Origin of the sequence: Catalinimonas alkaloidigena (assembly GCF_029504655.1) — a bacterium.
Classification (GTDB): domain Bacteria; phylum Bacteroidota; class Bacteroidia; order Cytophagales; family Cyclobacteriaceae; genus Catalinimonas; species Catalinimonas alkaloidigena.
On sequence record NZ_JAQFIL010000001.1, the window covers coordinates 947776 to 969811 of the forward strand.

A 22036-nucleotide genomic window follows, 5' to 3' on the forward strand; every position below is an offset into this window, starting at 1 on the left:
GAAATGGCAAAGAGAGACTTACGATTTTTACGTAATATAGGCATCATGGCGCACATTGATGCCGGAAAAACTACGACTACTGAGCGCATCTTATTTTACACTGGTTTGACTCATAAAATTGGTGAAGTTCATGAAGGTGCAGCTACCATGGACTGGATGGAGCAGGAGCAGGAGCGAGGTATCACGATTACTTCGGCTGCTACCACAACTTTCTGGAAATATCCAATGGAGCAAGGTGAGCCAGTAGATGATACTAAAGATTATAGAGTAAATATTATTGACACTCCCGGTCACGTTGACTTTACTGTAGAAGTGGAGCGTTCATTGCGTGTATTAGATGGAGCAATTGCACTTTTCTGTGCAGTATCAGGTGTTGAACCTCAGTCCGAAACAGTGTGGCGCCAGGCCGATAAATATAAAGTCCCCAGAATCTGTTTTGTGAACAAAATGGATCGTGCAGGTGCGGATTTCTTTAATGTAATCAAAGAAATTCAGGATAAACTTAAAGCTAAGCCTGTGCCTTTGCAGATTCCTATCGGCGCTGAAGATACATTCAAAGGGGTGGTGGATTTGATTGTTAATAAGGCCATTATTTGGGATGAGGAGAACTTCGGAATGACATATAAATATATGGATATTCCTGAAGAATTGAAGGAGACTGCAAATGAATGGCGTCAGAATTTGATTGAGTCAGTAGCTGAATATGATGATACATTGCTTGAAAAATTCTTTGAGGATCCTGATTCAATTTCTGTAGAGGAAATGATGGAAGCAATCCGTAAGGCGGTGATAGACATGTCATTCTCACCGGTTCTCTGTGGCTCTGCTTTCAAAAATAAAGGAGTTCAGGCGCTGTTAGACGCGGTTTGTGAATATTTGCCTTCTCCATTGGACATGCCTCCAGTGATAGGACATGATCCAGATAATGAAGAGAAGAAAATGACACGTAAGCCTGATCCGGATGAGCCATTTTCTGCATTAGCATTTAAAATCGCTACCGACCCTTATGTTGGACGCTTGGCATTCTTCCGTGTTTATTCAGGTAAACTGGAAGCAGGATCTTATATCCATAACATGAGAACCGATAAGAAGGAGCGTATTTCTCGTCTCCTCCAAATGCATGCCAACAAGCAGAATCAAATTCAAGCGGTGGAAGCAGGTGATATTGCTGCTGGTGTAGGTTTTAAAGATATCAAGACAGGTGATACACTTACAGACGAAAAGCATAAAATTGTGCTTGAGTCTATGAGTTTTCCTGAGCCAGTAATTGGATATGCTATTGAGCCGAGATCTCAGGAAGATGTAGATAAATTGGGAATGGCTGTTGCAAAATTAGTTGAAGAAGATCCTACATTACAGGTTAATACTGATCATGAAACAGGTCAGACTATCCTAAGAGGAATGGGAGAGCTGCATCTTGATATTATTATTGACCGTTTGAAGCGAGAGTTTAAGGTTGAGATCAACCAAGGAGCTCCCCAGGTGGCATATAAAGAAGCTATCACTGCGACAGTGGATCATAAAGAAGTTTACAAGAAGCAGTCAGGTGGTAAAGGTAAATTCGCTGATATTGTATTTGAAATCGGACCGAAAGAAGATGAAAAACCTGGTCTTGAGTTTCAAAATGCAATTGTAGGTGGTAAAATTCCTAAAGAATTTATTCCTTCTGTACAGAAAGGTTTTGAGGCTGCGATGTCTAATGGACCTTTGGCTGGTTATCCAATTGAAGCAATGAGAGTGAAGCTTTATGATGGTTCATTCCACGATGTTGACTCAGATGCTATTTCGTTTGAAATGGCTGCAAGGTTGGGATACAAAGCCGCAGCTAAAAAGGCTAAGCCAGTATTGCTTGAACCTATTATGGCAGTAGAAGTTGTATGTCCTGAAGAGTACACCGGTCCTGTTACAGGTGACCTCAATAAAAGAAGAGGTTTGATGAAAGGTATGGATTCAAAAGGTGGTGGACAGATATTAAAAGCAGATGTACCTTTGTCAGAACTATTTGGATATATCACTGACTTAAGAACAATATCATCTGGAAGAGCAGTAGCCAGTCTTACTTTCTCTCACTATGATCCTGTTCCTACAAACATCGCAGAGACGATCATAGCGAAAGCAAACGGTGAAGCAGTAAAAAGTTAGAAACAATTCTGAGTATATAAATATCATGAATCAGAAAATTCGCATTAAACTTAAGTCATACGATCATAACTTAGTGGATAAATCCTCTGAGAAGATAGTACGTGCAGTAAAGACAACAGGTGCTGTGGTAAGTGGTCCTATTCCGTTGCCTACCCGTAAAGAAATATTTACTGTGTTGCGTTCACCGCACGTCAACAAAAAAGCTCGTGAACAGTTTCAGCTTTGCACTTACAAAAGGTTGGTAGATATTTATTCTAGCAGCACTAAAACTGTAGATGCTTTAATGAAACTTGAACTTCCGAGTGGAGTTGATGTAGAGATCAAGGTATAATTGAATATATATATTTATTGAAAGAGCCAATTCTCCCGTAGAATTGGTTCTTTTTTATGTTCATAGTAGATACGCTTAGTAAAAAAATCAAAATTTACATCAAATAAGCAGGTGTAATAATTTGATAAGGAAGAAATAATTATCTAAATTTGCAGTCTTTTACGGAAAAAACGCCTGAAAATAGAAAGTTAATAATTAGAAAATGTCAGGAATAATTGGAAAAAAAATCGGTATGACTAGCGTCTACGGTGCCGATGGACGAAGCGTCGCATGCACGTTGATAGAAGCTGGTCCCTGCGTGATTACGCATGTCAAGAACGAAGATACTGATGGCTATACAGCCGTCCAGTTAGCTTATGGCGAGAGAAAAGATAAAAACACGCCAAGAGCGCTTAAGGGCCACTTTGATAGAGCCAAAACTACTCCAAAGAAGAAAGTAGTGGAATTCAGAGACTTCAGGGTAGAATTCGAAGATGATGATGGTGTAAAACTTGGGAAAGAAATTCTTGTTGGTGAAGTATTTAAAGAAGGGGAGTTTCTGGATGCAATAGGTACATCAAAAGGTAAAGGTTTTCAGGGAGTTGTGAAAAGACATGGTTTTGGTGGTGTCGGCCAGGCAACGCATGGACAGCACAATCGTGGAAGGGCTCCTGGATCTATAGGTGCATGTTCTTTCCCCTCACGCGTATTCAAAGGGATGCGTATGGCTGGTAGAACCGGTGGAAGAAGGGTTAAAATGATTAACCTCAGAGTACTAAAAATAGTACCTGAAAAGAATTTGATTTTAGTAAGTGGTTCCGTGCCTGGTTCAAAAAACTCTTACATCGTATTAGAGAAGTAATATCATGAAAGTTAATATAAAAAATATAAAGGGAGAAGATACTGGTAAGTCAGTAGAGCTTTTAGATGATATCTACGCTGTTGAGCCTAGTGACCATGCTATATATCTTGATGTAAAACAATATCTAGCAAATCAGCGTCAAGGGACTCACAAATCTAAGGAAAGAGCTGAAATTGCGGGTTCTACCAAAAAAATTAAAAGGCAAAAGGGTACAGGTACTGCTCGTGCTGGTAGCATGAAGTCACCCATTTTCAGAGGTGGCGGTAGGGTGTTTGGTCCTCGTCCACGTGACTATGGTTTCAAGTTGAACAAAAAGTTAAAGAAACTTGCCCGTAAATCTGCTTTGACTTATAAAGCAAAAGATGAAAAGGTAACTATAGTTGAGAGCTTTGACATAGATACTCCTAAAACTAAGTCATTCCTTAATATACTGTCTTCACTTGCAGTTCAGCAAGAAAAGTCATTGTTGGTGGTAGACAATGTAAAGACTAATGTGTATCTCTCTTCTCGTAATATCGCAAATACTAAAGTGGTGACAGTTGAAAAGCTTAACACTTATGAGATCATGAGTGCTAGCCACTTAATAATCAGCGAAGGAGCAGTGGAGAAAATAGAATCCATGTTTAACTCAAAAGTTACCGCATAATTTATGGATATATTAAAAAAGCCTTTGGTAACAGAAAAAATTTCTGAATTGAACGAAAGTGGTAAGTATGGGTTCATAGTAGACCGGCGGGCCAATAAAGTTCAAATTCGTGAAGCTGTTGAAAAAATGTACGGTGTTACGGTTGAGAAAGTTCGTACCATGAATTACATGGGCAAAGAGAAGAGCCGCTATACTAAAACTAGAGTAATTAGTGGAAGAAAACCTTCTTTCAAAAAAGCTATTGTTCAGGTAGCGGAAGGTGAGATTATAGATTTTTATAGTGGAATATAATTAAGAATATTAGAGTGCTATGGCAATAAAGAAATTAAGGCCGACAACTCCAGGACAGAGACATAGATTAGTTCCCAGTTTTTCTGACGTAAGTAAAAAGGAACCAGAAAAGTCTCTGCTTGTTACTTTAAAGAAATCAGGCGGTAGAAACAACAAGGGACGCATGACAATGCGATACCTTGGAGGTGGACATAAGCGTAAAATACGTGTAGTTGATTTCAAGAGGAGTAAAACAGATGTCCCTGCAACAGTAAAAGCAATTGAGTATGATCCTAATCGTTCAGCTCGTTTAGCTTTGCTTTATTATGCAGATGGAACCAAAACATATATTATAGCTCCGGTAGGGATTGAGGTTGGGCAGCAGGTAATTGCGGGAAAAGAGGTGGCTCCAGAAGTAGGCAATGCTCTCCCTCTTGCATCAATTCCCTTGGGTACCATTGTCCATAATATTGAGATTACTCCCGGCAAAGGAGGTCAGCTTGCAAGAAGTGCAGGTTCGTATGCACAGCTATTAGCCCGTGAAGGTAAGTATGCAACTTTAAAACTTCCTTCTGGCGAAATGAGAATGGTTTTGAGTGCATGTTTAGCTACTGTTGGTTCAGTGTCTAATGTAGATCACATGAACGAAACGCTTGGAAAAGCAGGAAGAAAAAGGTGGAAAGGTAGAAGACCAAGAGTAAGGGGTGTAGTAATGAACCCTGTAGATCACCCCATGGGAGGTGGTGAAGGTAGAGCATCAGGTGGTCATCCTCGCTCAAGAAACGGACTCAAAGCTAAAGGCCAAAAAACCAGAACGCCTAAGAAGTATTCTAATCGTTTAATCATCAGTAGAAAGAAAAAATAATGGCACGTTCTCTAAAAAAAGGACCATATATAGATTTCCGATTGGAGAAGAAGGTTGATACAATGAATCAATCCAATAAAAAGTCAGTGATCAAAACTTGGTCACGTCGTTCCATGGTTTCTCCAGACTTTGTCGGACACACGTTTGCTGTTCATAACGGAAATAAATTCATTCCGGTGTATGTAACTGAAAATATGGTAGGGCATAAACTTGGAGAGTTTGCTCCTACTAGGAATTTCCGAGGTCATATCTCTAAAAAAGATAAAGGAAAAAGATAATCATGGAAGCAATAGCTAAGTTAAATAATGTGCCTACACCACCTCGTAAGATGAGGCTTGTGGCTGATATGATTCGCGGACGTAAAGTCAGCGAAGCACTGAATATTTTGAAATTTGAAGCTAAGCAAGGCGCTCCTAAAATGGAGAAGTTACTGTTATCTGCAGTAGCTAATTGGCAGGAAAAGAATGAGGATGCGAGGTTAGAGGATGCAGACCTATTTGTGAAAGAGGTGAAAGTAGATGGCGGGAGAATACTGAAGAGGTTAAGACCTGCTCCTCAAGGACGTGCACACCGTATTCGCAAGCGCTCCAATCACATTACTTTGGTGGTAGATAGCCATAATGAAGTAGCGGAAACATCTGAAGACAAAGAATAAAAGCAAAGGAACTAATAAAGTAGCTTAAATGGGACAGAAAATAAATCCTATAGGTTTTAGACTAGGAATTGTAAAAGGATGGGATTCTAACTGGTATGGCGGTAAAGATTTCTCTAACAAACTGGTTGAAGACCACGAAATAAGAAAATACATAGATGCTCGTCTGCCCAGAGGAGGTATATCTAAAGTAGTAATTGAGCGTACTATAAAACGTATTACGCTTACCATTCATACTGCTCGTCCTGGAGTAGTTATCGGTAAAGGAGGTTCAGAAGTTGATCGTCTGAAAGAGGAGTTGAAAAAACTTACCGGTAAGGATGTACAGATTAACATCTATGAAATTAAGCGTCCTGAATTAGATGCTAAACTCATTAGTGCTTCTATTGCTCAACAGTTAGCAGCTCGTATTTCATACCGCCGTGCCATGAAACAGGCTTTAGCTTCAGCACTACGTGTGGGTGCGCAAGGAATTAAAATTAAAGTTTCTGGTAGATTAGGTGGGGCTGAAATGGCTCGTACTGAACAATATAAGGAAGGAAGAATTCCTTTGCATACGCTTAGAGCAGATATTGATTATGCACTTACTGAAGCTCAGACTGTTTATGGTAAGATAGGTGTAAAAGTTTGGGTGTTTAAAGGTGAGGTTTATGGCAAAAGAGATCTTTCTCCCAATGTTGGCGGTCAGCAGCAGGAAAGCAGAGGTAACAGTGGAGGAGGACGCGGTGAGAGAAGAAGCAGAAGGAGAAAAAAGTAAGATCACCATCAATCACTGAAATTTAACATTCTGAAACATGTTACAACCGAAAAGAACTAAATATAGAAAAAAGCAAAAAGGAAGAGTCAAAGGTATTGCTCAAAGAGGACATACCATTGCTTTCGGAAACTTTGCCCTAAAAACACTTGAGCCGGGTTGGATCAACAGCCGACAAATTGAGGCTGCTCGTATTGCTATGACTCGCTTTATGAAAAGAGAAGGTCAGGTGTGGATTCGCATTTTTCCTGATAAACCAGTCACCAAGAAACCTGCAGAGGTTCGTATGGGTAAAGGTAAAGGTGCTCCTGAATATTGGGTAGCCACGGTGAAGCCAGGTCGTATCCTTTTTGAGGTTACAGGTGTTACTACAGCAGTAGCTCAAGAGGCGCTTAGATTAGCTGCTCAAAAATTACCTGTGAAGACAAAATTTAGTGTACGTAGAGATTACGCCGGACAATAGATATGAAAAATTCAGAAATTAAATCTCTTAGTAAAGAGGAACTTCTTGAAAAATTAGAGGCAGAGAGGGAAACTCTCTTGAAGCTGAAATTTGCGCATGGTATTTCTCCTATTGAAAATCCCATGAAAATCAGAGCATCACGCAAGCTCGTTGCCCGTTTAAAAACTGAACTAAAAGCTAAAGAGTTAGCTAAATAAGTGCTTTATGAGTACCGAAAGAAATTTAAGAAAAGAAAGAATTGGTTTGGTTGTCAGTAATAAGATGGATAAGTCCGTTACAGTTGCTGTACAAAGAAAACTTAAGCATCCTATCTATGGTAAATTCATAGGTAAGACAACCAGGTTTATGGCTCATGATGAAAAAAATGAGTGTGGTATCGGTGATACTGTTAGAATAATGGAGACGAGACCGCTTAGCAAAAATAAGCGCTGGCGTTTATTAGAAATTTTAGAAAGAGCTAAATAAACAATGATACAGCAAGAATCCAGACTGAATGTAGCGGATAACAGCGGTGCAAAGGAAGTACTTTGCATTCGTGTTTTAGGTGGTACAGGTAAAAGATATGCCTCCGTCGGAGATAAGATTATCGTTACCGTTAAGTCCGCTCTTTCTTCAAGCAATTTGAAGAAAGGAACTGTTTCAAGAGCAGTGATCGTAAGAGCTAAAAAAGAAGTTCGCAGAAAAGATGGCTCTTACATTCGTTTTGAAGAAAATGCGGCAGTGTTACTTACTGCAAATGATGAACCTCGTGGCACACGTATATTTGGACCTGTGGCACGTGAACTGCGCGAAAAGCAGTTTATGAAAATTGTTTCACTCGCACCAGAAGTATTATAATTATGAAAAAGCTACATATCAAGAAGGAAGACACAGTCAAGATAATTGCTGGAAACCACAAAGGCCGAACTGCTAAGGTACTGGAAGTCCTTCCTGAGAAAAATAAAGCTATCGTAGAAGGAATTAATATGGTGATGAAACATGTTAAGCCTTCTGCACAGAATCCTGAAGGAGGAAGAAGTGAACAGGAAGCGCCGATTCATGTAAGTAAACTGATGGTAATTGACCCTTCAACTGGTGAACCTTCTCGCATGGGTAGAAAAAAGAATGATAAGGGCAAGCTCCAAAGGTATTCAAAAAAAACCGGTGAATTTATTTAGAAATGGCAACTACTACAGAGACATATATACCAAGGCTGAAAACTAAATATCTTGAAGAGATTGTTCCAGCTTTGAATGAAAAGTTTGGTTATAAATCCATAATGCAAGTCCCTCGTATTGAGAAAGTTTGTATCAATAAAGGAATTGGCGCTGCAGTAGCAGATAAGAAGCTTGTAGATGTTGGTGTGGAAGAATTATCATCCATTTCCGGACAGAAAGCAGTTCCTACTTATGCAAAGAAGTCAGTATCTAACTTCAAACTTCGTGAGGGAATGCCGATTGGTGCCAAAGTTACCTTAAGAGGTAATAAAATGTATGAATTTTTGGATCGTCTATTAAATGTTGCTCTTCCTCGAGTAAGAGATTTTAGAGGAGTAAATGATAAAGGGTTTGACGGAAGAGGAAACTATACATTAGGCGTAAAAGAGCAAATCATTTTCCCTGAAATTAGCATCGATAAAGTAAATCGTATTTCTGGAATGGATATTACATTTGTTACGAATGCTAATACCGACGAAGAATGTTATGAATTGCTAAAGACAATGGGAATGCCATTTGCCAATAGCTCAAATAATCGATAAATAACTATGGCTAGAAAATCAGTAATAGCAAGAGAAAGAAAGAGAAAAAGGTTAGTCGAGAAATATGCCCAGAAAAGGGCTGAACTTAAAGCCAATGGGGATTATGAAGCATTAGACAAATTGCCTAAAAATGCTTCTCCCGTGCGTTTGCATAATCGCTGCAAGCTAACTGGCAGACCTAAAGGTTATATGAGAAAGTTTGGTATTTCTAGGGTTACTTTCAGAGAAATGGCATCTAATGGAAAAATACCAGGTGTGACCAAAGCAAGCTGGTAAAAGTTTTAGTTTATTAAAAAAAGTTTTACCTTTGCACTTCGTTTTTTCAAGAGCATGTAATATTTAGCTATAATGATAACCGATCCCATATCAGATTATTTGACAAGAGTCAGGAATGCCATCAAGGCAAGACACAGAATCGTGGAAATACCGGCTTCCAACATTAAAAAGGAAATTACCAAGGTGCTTCACGATAAGGGATATATTCAAAACTATAAGTTTGAAGATGGTACCGGCCATCAGGGAGTAATTAAGATTGCACTTAAGTACAATCCTAAAAATAAAAACTCAGCCATTGTGCATCTGGAAAGAATCAGTAAGCCTGGTTTGAGAAAATATACCAGTGCAGAAAATTTGCCACGCGTGCTTAATGGGCTAGGCTTAGCTATCTTATCTACTTCAAGAGGAGTAATTACAGATAAGGAAGCAAGAGAGCTAAATGTGGGTGGTGAGGTTCTATGTTACGTCTATTAAATTATAGAATATGTCACGTATAGGAAAATTAGCCATAGAGATACCGCAAGGAGTCACCGTCACAAATAATAAAAATGTGATCACGGTTAAAGGGCCCAAAGGTGAATTGACTCAAGTGGTAGATAAGGATATAGAAGTTAAAATTGAGGATAACCAAATCCGTTTACACAGGCCTACTGAGCAAAAAAGACATAAAGCTTTACATGGCCTGTACCGAGCACTTATCTATAATATGATAGAAGGTGTTGATAAAGGATATCAGAAGCAATTAGAACTAGTGGGAGTTGGATACAGAGCTACTGTACAACAAAATGTCCTCGAGTTAAACTTAGGTTACTCACATAATATTTTTATGGGTTTACCTGAGGGCATAAATGCATCTGCTGAAACTGCTAAAGGTAAAAATCCTACGATCACTTTAGAGAGTTATGATAAGCAGTTGATCGGACAGGTAGCTGCAAAGATAAAATCCCTGAGACCTGTAGAACCCTATAAAGGTAAAGGTGTAAGGTTTGTAGGAGAAAGAATCAGACGTAAGGCTGGTAAGACGGCAAGTAAATAATTATACCAATGGCTGTTAGTAATAAAAAGCTTCAAAGAAGACTTAAGATAAGAAAAAGTATCCGCAGAAAGCTGAGCGGAACTACTGAACGTCCTCGTTTGTCAGTATATAAGAGTAATAAAGCTATTTATGCCCAGATTATCAATGATGAACTTGGTAATACCTTAGCCTATGCAACCTCACTAGAAATGGAAGCCAATAATGCTAATTTAGATATTGCCAAAGAGGTTGGTAAAAAAATAGCTGAAAAAGCAGTTGCTAATGGAATTTCTCAGGTTGTATTTGATAGAGGAGGCTATATTTATCATGGAAAAGTGAAAGCTTTAGCTGAAGGTGCTAGAGAAGGAGGATTAAAATTTTAATTAAATGGCACAAAACGTAAGATCAGTAAAAGCTAGTGAAATTGACCTCAAAGAACGCGTAGTTGCAATTAAGAGAGTTGCAAAAGTTGTTAAAGGAGGTAGAAGGTTTAGTTTCGCAGCAATAGTAGTAGTTGGAAATGGAGATGGAGTTGTAGGTTATGGATTAGGTAAAGCCAATGAAGTGACAGATGCAATTACCAAAGGAGTTGATGATGCGAAGAAAAATCTTCTAAAGGTACCTATACTTAAAGGAACTATTCCTCATGAAACTCTAGGGAAGTTTGGCGGAGGTTTTGTCCTTATTAAACCAGCATCTCCTGGTACAGGAGTTATAGCAGGTGGTGCTATGCGTGCCGTATTGGAAAGTGCCGGAGTGCATGATGTTTTGGCTAAGTCAAAAGGATCTTCGAATCCGCATAATGTGGTAAAAGCAACTTTTGACGCATTATCTAATATGCGTGATCCTTATGCGGTTGCTGAACAAAGAGGTGTTACTTTAGAAAAAGTTTTTAACGGTTAATACCATGGCAAAAATCAAAATTACTCAGGTTAAAAGCTCTATAAAGCGACCTAAAAAACAAAAGGCCACTATTCAGGCTTTAGGCTTAGGAAAAATTAATAAAACTGTTGAATTGGAGAACACACCTCAAATCAGCGGAATGGTATCTAAGGTATCTCATTTGGTTAACGTTACAGAAGCTTAATATAAATGAATTTACATACAATTAAACCAGCTCAAGGGTCTGTAAAGACGAAAAAAAGATTGGGAAGAGGTGCCGGTTCAGGCTTTGGAGGTACTGCTTCCAGAGGACATAAAGGTGCTAAGTCGAGATCAGGTTACAAGACAAAAGCAGGTTTTGAAGGTGGTCAAATGCCACTTCAAAGAAGAGTGCCTAAATTTGGTTTTAGAAACCCAAATAGAACTTCTTACAGCGCTATCAACATAGATCAGCTTCAGCGCTTATCCGAAAAGTCTGGTGAGACTTCTTTTACTTTAGAGAGCCTGCATAAGCATGGACTTGTGGGAAAAAACGATAAAGTAAAAGTTTTAGGAAACGGTGAGCTTTCAGCTAAGATAGAGGTTGAAGCACATGCTTTTTCTGCTTCGGCTGAAAAAGCGATAGAGGCAGTTGGAGGATCAGTTAAAAAACTATAGAGCCATGAAGAAATTTATTACCACCATAAGGAATATATTTTCAATTGAAGAGCTCAGGACCAGAATACTTAATACTTTAGGCTTTTTAATCATTTTCAGATTAGGGTCTTTCGTTGTATTACCTGGGGTAGACCCTTCACGATTAGAGGGAGATGCTGGTGGTATATTTGGCTTATTAGATACTTTTTTAGGAGGAGCATTTAGTAATGCTTCTATTTTTGGGCTGGGAATCATGCCCTACATTTCTGCTTCTATCGTAATTCAGCTACTTACAGTAGCAGTACCTTATTTTCAGAGATTACAGAAAGAGGGTGATTCCGGCAGAAAGAAAATTACGCAAATTACCAGAGTGTTGACCATCTTCATTACTTTTGGTCAGGGCATTGGTTACCTGTCTTATGCGGTACCTGCTGAGGCGATATTAATAGATAGATTTTTCTTTACTGTTTCCGCACTTATTATTCTAACCTCAGGTACTATCTTTTGTATGTGGTTAGGAGAAAAAATCACTGATAAAGGGATTGGAAACGGTATCTCAATGCTGATTATGATTGGTATTATTTCTCGTTTTCCAGGAGCGATAGTAGCAGAATTCCTATCTAAAGGCATGAATGGAGCACTCCTATTTGTTATTGAGATCGTTGCATTGTTCTTTGTTGTAATGGCGGCAGTTATGCTAACCCAGGCGGTAAGGCGTATACCTGTACAGTATGCCAAGCAAGTGGTAGGGAATAAAGTTTATGGTGGGCAACGTCAATATATCCCACTAAAAGTAAATGCTTCAGGGGTAATGCCTATCATATTTGCGCAATCATTGATGTTTCTTCCTGGACTGATTGCTAGCATCTGGGCAGACAGTAATGATCTGGCGCAGTCCATTGGTAGTACCTTTGCTGATTTTACATCATGGCAGTACAATTTAGTATTTGGGGTGTTAATAATTCTTTTTACATTTTTCTATACCGCAATTACGATTAATTCAAAGCAGATTGCGGATGATATGAAACGTAATGGGGGCTTTGTCCCCGGGGTGAAACCTGGTCAGCCTACGGCAGAATTCATTGACTCAGTACTATCAAGGATTACATTACCAGGATCTTTGTTTTTAGCAATAATAGCTATTATGCCAGCTATTGCGAGTGTTGCAGGAATAACCACAGAGTTTTCATATTTCTACGGTGGAACCTCATTACTCATTATGGTAGGAGTAATACTGGATACACTTCAGCAAATTGAGAGCTATCTGTTAATGCGTCATTACGAAGGTATGATGAAGTCTGGTAGGATTAAAGGTAGGTCTGAAAACGCTGCTGTTGCTTGATATTAAATTTTTTTATACCTAAAAGGAACCTGAATTTAAATATATATGGCTAAACAAGCATCAATAGAACAAGATGGTACTATAACGGAAGCATTGTCTAATGCAATGTTTAGAGTTGAGCTTGAAAATGGCCACCAGGTAATTGCCCATATATCTGGTAAGATGAGAATGAACTATATCAAAATATTACCTGGTGACAGAGTAAAGCTTGAAATGTCACCTTATGATTTAACTAAAGGACGAATAGTATACAGATATAAGTAACTATGAAAGTAAAAGCATCTATTAAAAAGCGCAGTTCCGACTGCAAAATTGTCAGAAGGAAGGGCAAGTTATACGTTATTAATAAGAAGAACCCTAGATTTAAGCAAAGACAAGGTTAATTATGGCTAGAATTGCAGGCGTAGATATCCCCGATAATAAAAGAGGAGAAATAGGTCTTACCTATATCTTTGGCATTGGTAAGAGCTCTGCTCAAAACATTCTTACTCAAGCAGGTATTGACTGGAGTAAGAAAGTTGGAGAGTGGGATGACGAAGAGTCCAATGCCATTCGTAGCATTATCGCTAACGAATTCAAAGTGGAAGGTGTACTTAAATCTGAGGTACAAATGAGTATAAAGCGACTGATGGATATTGGTTGTTACCGTGGCTTAAGACATCGTAAAGGTCTTCCTGTTAGAGGACAAAAGACAAAGAATAACGCACGTACACGCAAAGGTAAGCGTAAGACAGTTGCAAATAAAAAGAAAGCTACTAAGTAGAGTTAAATAGTTATGGCTCAGAAAAGAAAAGATAAAGCAAAAAAGAGAGTGGTTGCGGTTGAGGCCGTAGGGCAAGCTCATATTAAAGCTTCATTTAATAATATCATTATCTCTATTACCAACATGTCAGGACAAGTAGTGTCATGGGCATCGGCAGGTAAGATGGGTTTCAAAGGTTCTAAGAAAAATACGCCTTACGCAGCTCAAACTGCTGCAGCTAACTGCGCTCAAACTGCTTACGATCTGGGAATGCGTAAGGTTGAAGTATTCATCAAAGGACCTGGCGCCGGACGTGAATCAGCAATCAGAACCCTACAGAATACAGGCTTGGAAGTTACTATGATTAAAGATGTAACTCCCCTACCGCATAACGGTTGCCGCCCACCTAAAAGAAGAAGAGTATAAAATACGATACACGATTATGGCAAGATATAGAGGCCCTAAGTCTAAAGTAGCAAGAAAATTTAATGATCCTATATTCGGCCCAAGCAAAGCGCTGCAGAAGAAGGGATACCCTCCCGGGCAGCATGGCCGAGGAAGACGTCGTAAGCAGTCAGAATATGCAATTCAGCTTATGGCTAAACAAAAAGCTAAGTATACCTATGGTGTATTAGAAAGACAGTTTGCAAATCTTTTTGAAAAAGCAAACAGTAGCCAGGGTATTACTGGTGAAATCCTTTTGCAATTACTTGAATCTAGGCTTGATAATGTTGTGTTTAGACTAGGCATTGCGCCTACCAGAAGAGGTGCCAGACAACTGGTAAGTCATAAGCATATCACTGTCAATGGGGAAGTGGTTAATGTACCTTCATTTCAGGTAAAGCCAGGTGATTTAGTAGGTGTAAGAGAAAAATCAAAATCTTTGGAAGCTATCACCAACAGTTTAGCCACACATAGTGCAAACCGTTTTAGCTGGTTAGAATGGGATAAATCTCAAATGGCAGGAAGATTTAATAATGTTCCTCAAAGAGATGAAATACCAGAGAACTTACAAGAGCAGTTGATTGTTGAACTTTACTCTAAGTAAGTTTATACGTTTTTTCGTCTCAATTTTTAAACGAAGTATACCTAACAAATATGTCAATACTAGCATTTCAAATGCCTGAAAAGGTGGTAATGGAAAAGGCAGACAACTTTCATGGTCTGTTCACTTTCAAGCCATTAGAAAGAGGTTATGGGGTTACTGTTGGTAATGCACTAAGAAGAATTTTGTTGTCATCACTGGAAGGCTATGCAATCACAGGTGTTAAAATGCCTGGAGTAATGCATGAGTTTTCTACAGTAGAAGGAATAGTTGAAGATGTCTCTGAAATTATTTTGAGTCTGAAAAAAGTGCGCTTTAAGAAAGTCACTGATGACTTCGTAGATAACAAAATTGTGATTCCTATAAAAAATCAGTCCAGTTTTACCGGTGCTGATATTCAAGAGCATGTAACTTCATTTGAAGTTCTTAATCCTGATCATGTGATCTGTCATATGGATGAATCACTGGATGTGGAAATTGAGCTCTATGTTGAGAAAGGTAGAGGATATGTGCCTTCTGAAGAAAATAAGCAGAATGATCAGAGTTATGGAGTGATAGCAATAGATTCCATCTTTACTCCAATCAAAAATGTGAAGTTTAGTGTAGAAAATACCAGGGTTGAACAACGTACTGACTATGAACAGCTTATTCTGGATATAGAGACTGATGGTTCAATTCACCCTGAAGATGCCCTAAAAGGAGCCGCAAATATTCTGATCAAACATTTTATGTTATTCTCTGATCAGAACATGATTTTGGAAACACCTCAACAGGGTGAGCCAGATACTGTAGATGAGGAAATGCTTCATATGAGAAAGCTTTTGAAGACACCTCTCAATGATTTAGACCTTTCAGTAAGAGCATACAACTGTTTAAAAGCAGCTGATGTGAAAACTCTAGGAGATCTAGCACAGCTTGAGATTTCTGACATGATGAAGTTTCGTAACTTTGGTAAAAAATCATTGGCAGAATTAGAGCAGCTCATAGCAGATAAGAATTTGACATTCGGAATGGATGTGAGTAAATATAAACTAGAAGAAGATTAATCTCGTAGCAGAAGCAGTTAGCTGAAGTAAATAGCAAGGAAGTAATGAGACACGCAAAAAAATTTAACCATTTAGGACGTACCGCACCCCATCGTAAAGCGATGTTGGCAAATATGGCTTCGTCTTTGATTCTTCATAAACGGATCACCACTACTGTGGCTAAAGCGAAGGCGTTAAGGAAATATGTAGAGCCTTTGATAACCAGGTCTAAGGCAGATACCACCCATTCCAGAAGGGTTGTATTCTCATATTTACAAGATAAAACTTCAGCCCAAGTACTTTTTAATGAAGTAGCTGAAAGAGTAGCTGAAAGGCCCGGTGGATATACTCGTATCATAAAGCTAGGTAACCGTCTTGGAGACAATGCGGATATGTGTTTGATTGAGTTGGTTGACTTCAATGAGACATACATGCAGGAGGATACTACTAAGAAGAAAAGCACTAGGAGAAGTCGTAGATCTGGTAAGAAAAGTTCTTCTAAAAGTGAAGCTAAGTCGTCAACTGCAGAAGCAACAGAGGTAGAAGATAAGAAAGAGTCTCAACCTACTACTGCTGGAGATACAGTAACTGATGAAGCTGAAACCACTGAAGTAGAAGAAAAAAAAGAAGCTTCAACAACAGATGAAAAAGTTGAAGGTAAAGCAGATGATCAATCTAAAGAAGCAGACGATTCCAGTGATTCTGAAGATAAAGAGAACAAATAGCATCATATTATCCTTTATAGAGGGGTTAAGCTGTTTTAGTCAACAGCTTAATCCCTTTTTTTTTATTAGTTTATTATTAAAATTGCTCAAAACTACCCTATGAAGCCCGACAAAAAAGCAACAGCTGTCTTACTCCTTGAAGATGGCACATATTTTCATGGTAATGCAATAGGAAAAATTGGGACTAAAGGTGGAGAAATTTGTTTTAACACTGGTATGTCCGGTTACCAAGAAATTTACACCGATCCTTCATATTATGGTCAGATAATCGTCAATACAACCTCTCATATTGGTAATTATGGAGTCTTGGATTCTGAACAGGAGTCTAATACGCCGAAAATTAGCGCTTTGGTTGTAAATGATTTTTCTAATGTTTATAGCCGTGAAAAAGCTGATCATGATCTTCAGCATTTTTTAGAAAATGCTGGAATTGTCGGTATTACGAATATAGATACAAGAAAGCTTGTCAGACATATCAGGTCTAAGGGAGCTATGAATGCAGTAATTTCCTCAGAACTTACTGATCTCAAAGAGTTGAAGAAAATATTAGATGAGGTTCCTTCAATGGCTGGGCTGGAACTTTCCTCCCAAGTATGTACTAAGGACGAGTATTATTATGGACATGAGAGTGCTCCAAAAAAAGTGGCAGTAATTGATTTGGGGATTAAGACAAGCATCTTGAAAAACCTTACCGAGCGTGGTTGTTATTGCAAAATTTTCCCCGCCAAAACAAGCTATGAAAAGATTAAAGCATGGGGGGCTGATGGGTATTTCGTGTCCAACGGACCAGGGGATCCCGGAGCTATGGAATACGCTGTAGACACCGTAAAGAAGATTTTAGAAGAAGATCGCCCCTTGTTTGGCATTTGTCTAGGTCACCAGATCTTAGCAAGAGCAAATAATATTTCTACCTACAAAATGCATCACGGTCATCGTGGATTAAATCATCCGGTAAAAAATTTAGAGACTGGTAAAAGTGAAATTACTTCTCAGAACCATGGTTTCTCAGTAAACTTGGAAGAGGCTGAGAAGATGAAAAATCTCAAGGTGACACACATCAATTTAAATGATAATACTGTGGCAGGCATTAAAATGCTGGACAAAAAAGCATTTTCAGTACAATACCACCCTGAATCGTCACCTGGTCCTCATGATTCACGTTATCTTTTTGATCAATTCGTGAAGCTGATGAATACTTAATCCATAACATTCTTTAAATTTGCCCCTAATCTAAAAGCGCACTTAATTTTTATCTTATGAGTATTATTAAGAAAATTCACGCCCGTCAAATCCTTGATTCCAGAGGTAATCCAACAGTTGAAGTTGATGTCATTACAGAAAATAATGTTTTGGGAAGAGCCGCTGTGCCTTCAGGAGCTTCTACCGGTCAACATGAGGCAGTAGAGCTGAGGGATAATGACAAAAGTCTTTTCATGGGAAAAGGAGTAACTAAAGCGGTTGATAATGTAAATAGTGCAATTGCCCAGAAATTATTAGGAGTATCTATATTTGAGCAAACGCTCATAGACCATACCATGCTCGATATTGATGGTACTGCCAACAAGTCTAAGCTTGGTGCAAACGCGATACTTGGAGTCTCATTGGCAGTTGCTAAAGCTGCTGCACTTGAGCTGGGCCAACCATTATATAAGTATATCGGAGGTGTAAATGCTAACACGCTTCCTGTACCTATGATGAATATTCTGAATGGAGGAAGCCATGCGGATAATGCGATAGATTTTCAGGAGTTCATGATCATGCCCGTAAAGGCTGAAAGCTTTTCTGAGGCCCTTCGTATGGGTACTGAGGTTTTTCATCACCTGAAAAATGTACTGAAAAGTAAAAATCTTTCTACAAATGTAGGAGATGAAGGTGGTTTTGCTCCTAATATTACTTCAAATAAAGAAGCAATTGAAGTCGTACTTCAGGCTATTGAAAAAGCTGGCTACAAGCCAGGTGAAGAAATTTTTATTGCTCTTGATGCTGCCTCTACTGAGTTTTATGACAGCGAAAAGGGCGTTTATAAGTTTGAGTCTTCAGGAGAAGAGCTGAATTCCTCCGATATGGCGAATTACTGGAAGGAATGGGTAGATCAATACCCTATTATTTCAATTGAAGACGGAATGAGTGAAGATGATTGGGCTGGTTGGAAGACTCATACCGACTTACTGAAAGATAAATGCCAACTGGTAGGTGATGATCTTTTTGTTACTAACGTTAAACGTCTACAGGATGGAATTGATCAAGGTGTTGGTAATTCTATTTTAATCAAAGTGAATCAGATTGGTTCTCTTACCGAGACAATTGATACAGTGAATCTTGCTAAAAGAAATGGTTACAAAAGTGTAATCTCACACCGTTCAGGAGAAACTGAAGATAATTTCATCGCAGATTTAGCTGTGGCACTAAATGCTGGTCAGATCAAGACAGGCTCAGCCTCTCGTTCTGATAGAATGGCTAAGTATAATCAACTATTGAGAATTCAGGAGCAATTGGGGCAAGTAGCCTACTTTCCTGGAAAATTGTTGTAACAGATTATCAGAATTAGTACAAAATTGATTAGTTTAATGCAACCCAATTTTGGGTTGCATTTTCTTTTTATAGTGAATGCAATCAATTTAATTTGCTATACGTTTACTTACTAAACAGATATGCATGCGCTTCCTCAATAAAATTCCAAAATTTATTAAGAGTTTTTACTTCCTTTTCACTTTGGGGTTTGTGATATGGATGCTTTTTCTGGATACCAATGATATAGGTTCACAGATAATGCTGACCAGGAAGCTTAATGCACTAGAAAAAGAGAAAGAATTTTATCAGGAAAAAATTGACCAGGTGGAGAAAGACCGTAAAGAATTGCTGAGTAACGATGAACTGCTTGAGAAGTTTGCCCGTGAAAAGTACCTGATGAAAAAGCCTGATGAAGATGTATATGTCATTATTAAGCAATAAACAACATTTACATATGAAGCAAATGATTGCCGCTATAGTCCTTATTTTTAGTAGTCATATTTTATTTGCACAAGAAGAAACAACAAGAGAAGAAAGAAGCAGCAGCGATTTTTGGGAAAGAATTTCAGTAGGCGGTAATTTTGGTTTACAGTTTGGATCAGTGACCTATATTGATCTTTCTCCTATGATAGGCTATCGCTTCACTGATCAGTTTACTGCTGGCCCAGGCTTTACTTATCGTTACTTAAAATATAGAGGGTACGAGGCAAGCAGTATTTATGGAGGAAGCTTTTTTGCCCGTCACCTTATCGGAAAACAGTTCTTTGCTCAGGTACAGTATGAAAGCCTGAGTACCGAATATCTTACTGTCGTAAACCAGGAACCCTATTTCAAACGAGACTGGGTGTCAGGATTTTTTGTAGGTGGAGGTTTGTACCAACCTTTGGGAAGAAGAGGAGCTGTATTACTCTCTGCGATGTATAACCTAATGTATGATAACATCAAGTCTCCTTACAATAGCCCCTGGGTGCTAAATGTGGGTTTTACTTTATAAAAGGGATAGAAAATTTTTCTGCTAATCCTCTTAAATCTTTTACAACAGGTTCAAGAATAGGTATTCCCTCTTTACTTCTGATACTTTCCATTTCTCTTTCAGGGTCACCTGGTATCTGTACTTTTTCCTGATGATCAACCGTATCGGCAGAACGAAAACGTTGAATCCACTGATCCATGTGTTTCTTAAATTCATCTGCAGGACGAAAAGCATCTACCCGCATTGCACCCAAAAAATGTCCAATTCCTTCACCTACAGGATCTTTGACTAAGGGTAGAAAGCTAACAAAAGGAGGTACCCAGGGACCGTAATTTGCTCCCGAAAAAATTGCTGAAAATATATCTACGATGGAACCCAGGCAATATCCTTTGTGACTACCATGGACTCTGTCACTGCCCAATGGAAGCAATGCACCACCTTCAGAAAGCTCGCCGGGATTCTCAGAAGGCTGACCTTGGGCATTTTGGACCCATCCGAGAGGTGCTTTTTCCTGTTTTCTTTGCAAAATTTCTAATTTGCCATTCGCTACAGTGGTTGTCGCAAAATCAGCGACAAAAGGCGGCTGTTGATTAGCAGGGATGGCAACTGCGATAGGATTAGTGCCTAGTAAGCGTTCGGTTGCAAAGGTAGGAGCTACCAGGGGGCTGGCGTTGGTCATGGCAAGTCCAATCATATCTTTTTCTAAGCCCATCATAGCGTGGTAGCCAGCTATACCGAAGTGGTTTGAGTTTCTTACACTAACCCAACCGGTACCAGCAGAGGATGCTTTTTCCATAGCCACTTTCATGGCAAAAGGAGCTACAACCAGCCCTAAACCTTCATCTCCATCAATTACAGCAGTACTTGGAGTTTCATGTACGATCTGTATAGCAGGCTTAACATTAATTCTTTTCTTCTCCCATAACCTCACATAGCCAGTAAGCCGTGCTACTCCATGAGAGTCCACTCCCCGGAGATCTGCTTTGAGTAGAACTTCTGCTGCCAGCTCAGCATCATTATTGGGACAGCCTATTTTCCTAAATACATTATAAGTAAAATTGTAGAGGTCAGTGTGTTTGAAGTGCTGCATGTAACTACTGTTACTGATTTGCTATGAGTTGATTAGAAACACATCGTAATAAGCCTTCTTTAAGTGCAAAGGCTGAAACTCTGATATTTCGTATCTGATATTTATCCAAAACATAGTGGATTAACCATGAGGCTACCACAATCATATCAGCTCTTAGTTCAATCATTCCTGGGATGGTCATCCTCTCAGCATGATTTTTTTCATTGAGAGCCTGATGAGTTTTTAAATAGTGCTCGTAAGTAAGTGGTAACTCAGATGCATCGGGCTTAACATTGATATCTTGATCAATGACATAAATATCGCTTAATGTATCGAAAGTACCTGATGCACCGATTAATGTTTTTGGTTGAAATTTTTTGACGGCTTTAGTTAAACTAAGTAGCTTATTATCAAAATATTGTAAAAGTTGTTCTACATTCTCTCTGGAGATAGGGTCCGTAATATCAAATAATTCCAAAAGACGTTGCGCACCAATTTCATAGCTCTGCTTCCAGAGCACAAACTGATCGTTGCAAATAATAAATTCCACGCTTCCTCCGCCAATGTCCATGATAAGAGCATTTTCAGCCTCAAGAGCCATGGCCTCTCTTACACCATAGTAAATATAATCAGCCTCAAGCTCACCAGGAATAATATCTATGGATATACTCGTTTCATCATAAATCCGCTTTGCTAAAGATGCTCCATTTTTAGCATTACGAAAAGCACTTGTGGCGGTAGCTACTACATGATCTATCTTGAACTTATCAATCATGTCTTTAAAGTGCTGAACGGTTGAAAGAGCTCTTAACTGAGCTTCTTCATTAATCATTCCCTGATTAATTCCTCCACGACCAATCATCACAGCTTTACGCTCACGATGTATTATGTGAAAGCGTTGATAACTGTCAATGCTTACAATAAGCAAATGAAAGGTGTTGGTACCTAAATCAATTACGGCAATTTTTTGCTTCTCCATATCTGAAAGCTATCCCACAATGAATAGCATATATGCATTTGTTTAATGTAAATGCACTGCGAAAATAAATGGTTTCTTATATATAACTATATTTAACACAAATAAATTAATATT

General features: G+C 38.8%; 36 protein-coding genes. 34 read left to right on the forward strand and 2 right to left on the reverse strand.

The genetic code is table 11. The features are described from left to right. Positions 1–3 precede the first annotated feature (3 nt). The 34 genes from fusA to OKW21_RS04110 all read left to right on the forward strand — a co-directional run bounded on the left by fusA (position 4) and on the right by OKW21_RS04110 (position 19895). Positions 4–2142: an elongation factor G gene (fusA, locus tag OKW21_RS03945; protein ID WP_277477508.1), complete on the forward strand. Its 2139-nt coding sequence runs from the start codon at positions 4–6 to the stop codon at positions 2140–2142. A 25-nt stretch (positions 2143–2167) separates the two neighbouring features. Beyond that, complete coding sequence (gene rpsJ / locus OKW21_RS03950) at positions 2168–2473, forward strand: 30S ribosomal protein S10 (protein WP_277477511.1); 306 nt, start codon at positions 2168–2170, stop codon at positions 2471–2473. A 202-nt stretch (positions 2474–2675) separates the two neighbouring features. Further along, positions 2676–3314: a 50S ribosomal protein L3 gene (gene rplC / locus OKW21_RS03955; protein ID WP_277477513.1), complete on the forward strand. Its 639-nt coding sequence runs from the start codon at positions 2676–2678 to the stop codon at positions 3312–3314. Positions 3315–3318: 4 nt separating this feature from the next. Beyond that, positions 3319–3960 (forward strand): 50S ribosomal protein L4, encoded by a 642-nt coding sequence (gene rplD, locus OKW21_RS03960; RefSeq protein WP_277477515.1) that lies wholly within the window; start codon positions 3319–3321, stop codon positions 3958–3960. 3 nt (positions 3961–3963) lie between these two features. Beyond that, positions 3964–4251 carry a 50S ribosomal protein L23 gene (rplW, locus tag OKW21_RS03965; RefSeq protein ID WP_277477516.1) on the forward strand — a complete coding sequence of 96 codons (288 nt, stop codon included), beginning with the start codon at positions 3964–3966 and terminating at the stop codon, positions 4249–4251. Positions 4252–4270: 19 nt separating this feature from the next. Next, on the forward strand, positions 4271–5095 hold the full coding sequence (gene rplB, locus OKW21_RS03970; RefSeq protein WP_277477518.1) for a 50S ribosomal protein L2: 825 nt from the start codon (positions 4271–4273) through the stop codon (positions 5093–5095). Continuing rightward, positions 5095–5373, forward strand: a complete 279-nt coding sequence (gene rpsS / locus OKW21_RS03975) for a 30S ribosomal protein S19 (protein ID WP_277477521.1) — start codon at positions 5095–5097, stop codon at positions 5371–5373. Before rplB ends, rpsS begins: the two co-directional genes overlap by 1 nt. 2 nt (positions 5374–5375) lie before the next feature. Continuing rightward, complete coding sequence (gene rplV / locus OKW21_RS03980; protein ID WP_277477523.1) at positions 5376–5750, forward strand: 50S ribosomal protein L22; 375 nt, start codon at positions 5376–5378, stop codon at positions 5748–5750. A gap of 28 nt (positions 5751–5778) precedes the next feature. Continuing rightward, a complete protein-coding gene (rpsC, locus tag OKW21_RS03985; protein WP_277477525.1) occupies positions 5779–6504 on the forward strand; it encodes a 30S ribosomal protein S3 in 726 nt (241 codons plus the stop codon). A 37-nt stretch (positions 6505–6541) separates the two neighbouring features. After that, positions 6542–6964, forward strand: a complete 423-nt coding sequence (gene rplP / locus OKW21_RS03990) for a 50S ribosomal protein L16 (RefSeq protein WP_277477527.1) — start codon at positions 6542–6544, stop codon at positions 6962–6964. A gap of 2 nt (positions 6965–6966) precedes the next feature. Further along, a complete protein-coding gene (gene rpmC / locus OKW21_RS03995) occupies positions 6967–7161 on the forward strand; it encodes a 50S ribosomal protein L29 (protein ID WP_277477530.1) in 195 nt (64 codons plus the stop codon). 7 nt (positions 7162–7168) lie between these two features. Then, positions 7169–7429, forward strand: coding sequence for a 30S ribosomal protein S17 (gene rpsQ, locus OKW21_RS04000; protein ID WP_277477533.1), 261 nt, complete (start codon positions 7169–7171; stop codon positions 7427–7429). 3 nt (positions 7430–7432) lie between these two features. Continuing rightward, positions 7433–7801, forward strand: a complete 369-nt coding sequence (rplN, locus tag OKW21_RS04005; protein WP_277477535.1) for a 50S ribosomal protein L14 — start codon at positions 7433–7435, stop codon at positions 7799–7801. Between the two features lie 2 nt (positions 7802–7803). Continuing rightward, on the forward strand, positions 7804–8121 hold the full coding sequence (rplX, locus tag OKW21_RS04010; protein ID WP_277477537.1) for a 50S ribosomal protein L24: 318 nt from the start codon (positions 7804–7806) through the stop codon (positions 8119–8121). 2 nt (positions 8122–8123) lie between these two features. Beyond that, the gene (gene rplE / locus OKW21_RS04015) at positions 8124–8702 is read left to right on the forward strand and encodes a 50S ribosomal protein L5 (protein WP_277477539.1); all 579 of its coding nucleotides are present in this window, start codon (positions 8124–8126) and stop codon (positions 8700–8702) included. Between the two features lie 6 nt (positions 8703–8708). Beyond that, positions 8709–8978: a 30S ribosomal protein S14 gene (gene rpsN, locus OKW21_RS04020; protein WP_277477540.1), complete on the forward strand. Its 270-nt coding sequence runs from the start codon at positions 8709–8711 to the stop codon at positions 8976–8978. Positions 8979–9050: 72 nt separating this feature from the next. Further along, positions 9051–9452 carry a 30S ribosomal protein S8 gene (gene rpsH, locus OKW21_RS04025; protein WP_277477542.1) on the forward strand — a complete coding sequence of 134 codons (402 nt, stop codon included), beginning with the start codon at positions 9051–9053 and terminating at the stop codon, positions 9450–9452. A 10-nt stretch (positions 9453–9462) separates the two neighbouring features. Beyond that, positions 9463–10014, forward strand: a complete 552-nt coding sequence (rplF, locus tag OKW21_RS04030) for a 50S ribosomal protein L6 (RefSeq protein ID WP_277477544.1) — start codon at positions 9463–9465, stop codon at positions 10012–10014. Positions 10015–10022: 8 nt separating this feature from the next. Then, positions 10023–10376 carry a 50S ribosomal protein L18 gene (gene rplR / locus OKW21_RS04035; protein ID WP_277477546.1) on the forward strand — a complete coding sequence of 118 codons (354 nt, stop codon included), beginning with the start codon at positions 10023–10025 and terminating at the stop codon, positions 10374–10376. A 4-nt stretch (positions 10377–10380) separates the two neighbouring features. Beyond that, on the forward strand, positions 10381–10896 hold the full coding sequence (rpsE, locus tag OKW21_RS04040; protein WP_277477547.1) for a 30S ribosomal protein S5: 516 nt from the start codon (positions 10381–10383) through the stop codon (positions 10894–10896). A gap of 4 nt (positions 10897–10900) precedes the next feature. Then, complete coding sequence (gene rpmD / locus OKW21_RS04045) at positions 10901–11080, forward strand: 50S ribosomal protein L30 (RefSeq protein WP_277477549.1); 180 nt, start codon at positions 10901–10903, stop codon at positions 11078–11080. A gap of 5 nt (positions 11081–11085) precedes the next feature. Further along, complete coding sequence (rplO, locus tag OKW21_RS04050; protein ID WP_277477551.1) at positions 11086–11532, forward strand: 50S ribosomal protein L15; 447 nt, start codon at positions 11086–11088, stop codon at positions 11530–11532. A 4-nt stretch (positions 11533–11536) separates the two neighbouring features. Then, positions 11537–12853 carry a preprotein translocase subunit SecY gene (secY, locus tag OKW21_RS04055; RefSeq protein WP_277477553.1) on the forward strand — a complete coding sequence of 439 codons (1317 nt, stop codon included), beginning with the start codon at positions 11537–11539 and terminating at the stop codon, positions 12851–12853. 45 nt (positions 12854–12898) lie between these two features. Further along, on the forward strand, positions 12899–13117 hold the full coding sequence (infA, locus tag OKW21_RS04060; protein WP_277477556.1) for a translation initiation factor IF-1: 219 nt from the start codon (positions 12899–12901) through the stop codon (positions 13115–13117). 2 nt (positions 13118–13119) lie between these two features. Continuing rightward, positions 13120–13236, forward strand: coding sequence for a type B 50S ribosomal protein L36 (gene ykgO, locus OKW21_RS04065; protein ID WP_277477557.1), 117 nt, complete (start codon positions 13120–13122; stop codon positions 13234–13236). A gap of 2 nt (positions 13237–13238) precedes the next feature. Continuing rightward, positions 13239–13616 carry a 30S ribosomal protein S13 gene (gene rpsM / locus OKW21_RS04070; RefSeq protein ID WP_277477559.1) on the forward strand — a complete coding sequence of 126 codons (378 nt, stop codon included), beginning with the start codon at positions 13239–13241 and terminating at the stop codon, positions 13614–13616. A gap of 12 nt (positions 13617–13628) precedes the next feature. Beyond that, positions 13629–14021 (forward strand): 30S ribosomal protein S11, encoded by a 393-nt coding sequence (gene rpsK, locus OKW21_RS04075; RefSeq protein ID WP_277477560.1) that lies wholly within the window; start codon positions 13629–13631, stop codon positions 14019–14021. 16 nt (positions 14022–14037) lie between these two features. After that, on the forward strand, positions 14038–14643 hold the full coding sequence (gene rpsD, locus OKW21_RS04080) for a 30S ribosomal protein S4 (protein ID WP_277477561.1): 606 nt from the start codon (positions 14038–14040) through the stop codon (positions 14641–14643). Between the two features lie 50 nt (positions 14644–14693). Beyond that, complete coding sequence (locus OKW21_RS04085; RefSeq protein WP_277477562.1) at positions 14694–15686, forward strand: DNA-directed RNA polymerase subunit alpha; 993 nt, start codon at positions 14694–14696, stop codon at positions 15684–15686. Positions 15687–15730: 44 nt separating this feature from the next. Beyond that, positions 15731–16390: a 50S ribosomal protein L17 gene (gene rplQ, locus OKW21_RS04090; protein ID WP_277477563.1), complete on the forward strand. Its 660-nt coding sequence runs from the start codon at positions 15731–15733 to the stop codon at positions 16388–16390. Between the two features lie 99 nt (positions 16391–16489). Then, a complete protein-coding gene (carA, locus tag OKW21_RS04095) occupies positions 16490–17590 on the forward strand; it encodes a glutamine-hydrolyzing carbamoyl-phosphate synthase small subunit (protein WP_277477565.1) in 1101 nt (366 codons plus the stop codon). A 56-nt stretch (positions 17591–17646) separates the two neighbouring features. Continuing rightward, complete coding sequence (eno, locus tag OKW21_RS04100; RefSeq protein WP_277477567.1) at positions 17647–18921, forward strand: phosphopyruvate hydratase; 1275 nt, start codon at positions 17647–17649, stop codon at positions 18919–18921. A gap of 124 nt (positions 18922–19045) precedes the next feature. Continuing rightward, entirely contained in the window at positions 19046–19342 is a 297-nt protein-coding gene (locus OKW21_RS04105) for an FtsB family cell division protein (protein ID WP_277477570.1), read from the forward strand. A 13-nt stretch (positions 19343–19355) separates the two neighbouring features. Next, positions 19356–19895: a hypothetical protein gene (locus tag OKW21_RS04110; RefSeq protein ID WP_277477572.1), complete on the forward strand. Its 540-nt coding sequence runs from the start codon at positions 19356–19358 to the stop codon at positions 19893–19895. Here OKW21_RS04110 and OKW21_RS04115 read toward each other — a convergent pair. Both OKW21_RS04115 and OKW21_RS04120 read right to left on the reverse strand, forming a co-directional pair. Next, the gene (locus tag OKW21_RS04115; protein WP_277477573.1) at positions 19885–20964 is read right to left on the reverse strand and encodes an Ldh family oxidoreductase; all 1080 of its coding nucleotides are present in this window, start codon (positions 20962–20964) and stop codon (positions 19885–19887) included. The two genes, OKW21_RS04110 and OKW21_RS04115, sit on opposite strands and share 11 nt — an antisense overlap. A gap of 10 nt (positions 20965–20974) precedes the next feature. Continuing rightward, on the reverse strand, positions 20975–21922 hold the full coding sequence (locus OKW21_RS04120) for a Ppx/GppA phosphatase family protein (protein ID WP_277477575.1): 948 nt from the start codon (positions 21920–21922) through the stop codon (positions 20975–20977). Positions 21923–22036: the final 114 nt, after the last annotated feature.

Coding starts and splice junctions, on each gene's coding strand:
- fusA (WP_277477508.1), top strand. CDS start 4: ATGGCAAAGAGAGACTTACGATTTTTACGTAATATAGGCATCATGGCG.
- rpsJ (WP_277477511.1), top strand. CDS start 2,168: ATGAATCAGAAAATTCGCATTAAACTTAAGTCATACGATCATAACTTA.
- rplC (WP_277477513.1), top strand. CDS start 2,676: ATGTCAGGAATAATTGGAAAAAAAATCGGTATGACTAGCGTCTACGGT.
- rplD (WP_277477515.1), top strand. CDS start 3,319: ATGAAAGTTAATATAAAAAATATAAAGGGAGAAGATACTGGTAAGTCA.
- rplW (WP_277477516.1), top strand. CDS start 3,964: ATGGATATATTAAAAAAGCCTTTGGTAACAGAAAAAATTTCTGAATTG.
- rplB (WP_277477518.1), top strand. CDS start 4,271: ATGGCAATAAAGAAATTAAGGCCGACAACTCCAGGACAGAGACATAGA.
- rpsS (WP_277477521.1), top strand. CDS start 5,095: ATGGCACGTTCTCTAAAAAAAGGACCATATATAGATTTCCGATTGGAG.
- rplV (WP_277477523.1), top strand. CDS start 5,376: ATGGAAGCAATAGCTAAGTTAAATAATGTGCCTACACCACCTCGTAAG.
- rpsC (WP_277477525.1), top strand. CDS start 5,779: ATGGGACAGAAAATAAATCCTATAGGTTTTAGACTAGGAATTGTAAAA.
- rplP (WP_277477527.1), top strand. CDS start 6,542: ATGTTACAACCGAAAAGAACTAAATATAGAAAAAAGCAAAAAGGAAGA.
- rpmC (WP_277477530.1), top strand. CDS start 6,967: ATGAAAAATTCAGAAATTAAATCTCTTAGTAAAGAGGAACTTCTTGAA.
- rpsQ (WP_277477533.1), top strand. CDS start 7,169: ATGAGTACCGAAAGAAATTTAAGAAAAGAAAGAATTGGTTTGGTTGTC.
- rplN (WP_277477535.1), top strand. CDS start 7,433: ATGATACAGCAAGAATCCAGACTGAATGTAGCGGATAACAGCGGTGCA.
- rplX (WP_277477537.1), top strand. CDS start 7,804: ATGAAAAAGCTACATATCAAGAAGGAAGACACAGTCAAGATAATTGCT.
- rplE (WP_277477539.1), top strand. CDS start 8,124: ATGGCAACTACTACAGAGACATATATACCAAGGCTGAAAACTAAATAT.
- rpsN (WP_277477540.1), top strand. CDS start 8,709: ATGGCTAGAAAATCAGTAATAGCAAGAGAAAGAAAGAGAAAAAGGTTA.
- rpsH (WP_277477542.1), top strand. CDS start 9,051: ATGATAACCGATCCCATATCAGATTATTTGACAAGAGTCAGGAATGCC.
- rplF (WP_277477544.1), top strand. CDS start 9,463: ATGTCACGTATAGGAAAATTAGCCATAGAGATACCGCAAGGAGTCACC.
- rplR (WP_277477546.1), top strand. CDS start 10,023: ATGGCTGTTAGTAATAAAAAGCTTCAAAGAAGACTTAAGATAAGAAAA.
- rpsE (WP_277477547.1), top strand. CDS start 10,381: ATGGCACAAAACGTAAGATCAGTAAAAGCTAGTGAAATTGACCTCAAA.
- rpmD (WP_277477549.1), top strand. CDS start 10,901: ATGGCAAAAATCAAAATTACTCAGGTTAAAAGCTCTATAAAGCGACCT.
- rplO (WP_277477551.1), top strand. CDS start 11,086: ATGAATTTACATACAATTAAACCAGCTCAAGGGTCTGTAAAGACGAAA.
- secY (WP_277477553.1), top strand. CDS start 11,537: ATGAAGAAATTTATTACCACCATAAGGAATATATTTTCAATTGAAGAG.
- infA (WP_277477556.1), top strand. CDS start 12,899: ATGGCTAAACAAGCATCAATAGAACAAGATGGTACTATAACGGAAGCA.
- ykgO (WP_277477557.1), top strand. CDS start 13,120: ATGAAAGTAAAAGCATCTATTAAAAAGCGCAGTTCCGACTGCAAAATT.
- rpsM (WP_277477559.1), top strand. CDS start 13,239: ATGGCTAGAATTGCAGGCGTAGATATCCCCGATAATAAAAGAGGAGAA.
- rpsK (WP_277477560.1), top strand. CDS start 13,629: ATGGCTCAGAAAAGAAAAGATAAAGCAAAAAAGAGAGTGGTTGCGGTT.
- rpsD (WP_277477561.1), top strand. CDS start 14,038: ATGGCAAGATATAGAGGCCCTAAGTCTAAAGTAGCAAGAAAATTTAAT.
- OKW21_RS04085 (WP_277477562.1), top strand. CDS start 14,694: ATGTCAATACTAGCATTTCAAATGCCTGAAAAGGTGGTAATGGAAAAG.
- rplQ (WP_277477563.1), top strand. CDS start 15,731: ATGAGACACGCAAAAAAATTTAACCATTTAGGACGTACCGCACCCCAT.
- carA (WP_277477565.1), top strand. CDS start 16,490: ATGAAGCCCGACAAAAAAGCAACAGCTGTCTTACTCCTTGAAGATGGC.
- eno (WP_277477567.1), top strand. CDS start 17,647: ATGAGTATTATTAAGAAAATTCACGCCCGTCAAATCCTTGATTCCAGA.
- OKW21_RS04105 (WP_277477570.1), top strand. CDS start 19,046: ATGCGCTTCCTCAATAAAATTCCAAAATTTATTAAGAGTTTTTACTTC.
- OKW21_RS04110 (WP_277477572.1), top strand. CDS start 19,356: ATGAAGCAAATGATTGCCGCTATAGTCCTTATTTTTAGTAGTCATATT.
- OKW21_RS04115 (WP_277477573.1), bottom strand. CDS start 20,964: ATGCAGCACTTCAAACACACTGACCTCTACAATTTTACTTATAATGTA.
- OKW21_RS04120 (WP_277477575.1), bottom strand. CDS start 21,922: ATGGAGAAGCAAAAAATTGCCGTAATTGATTTAGGTACCAACACCTTT.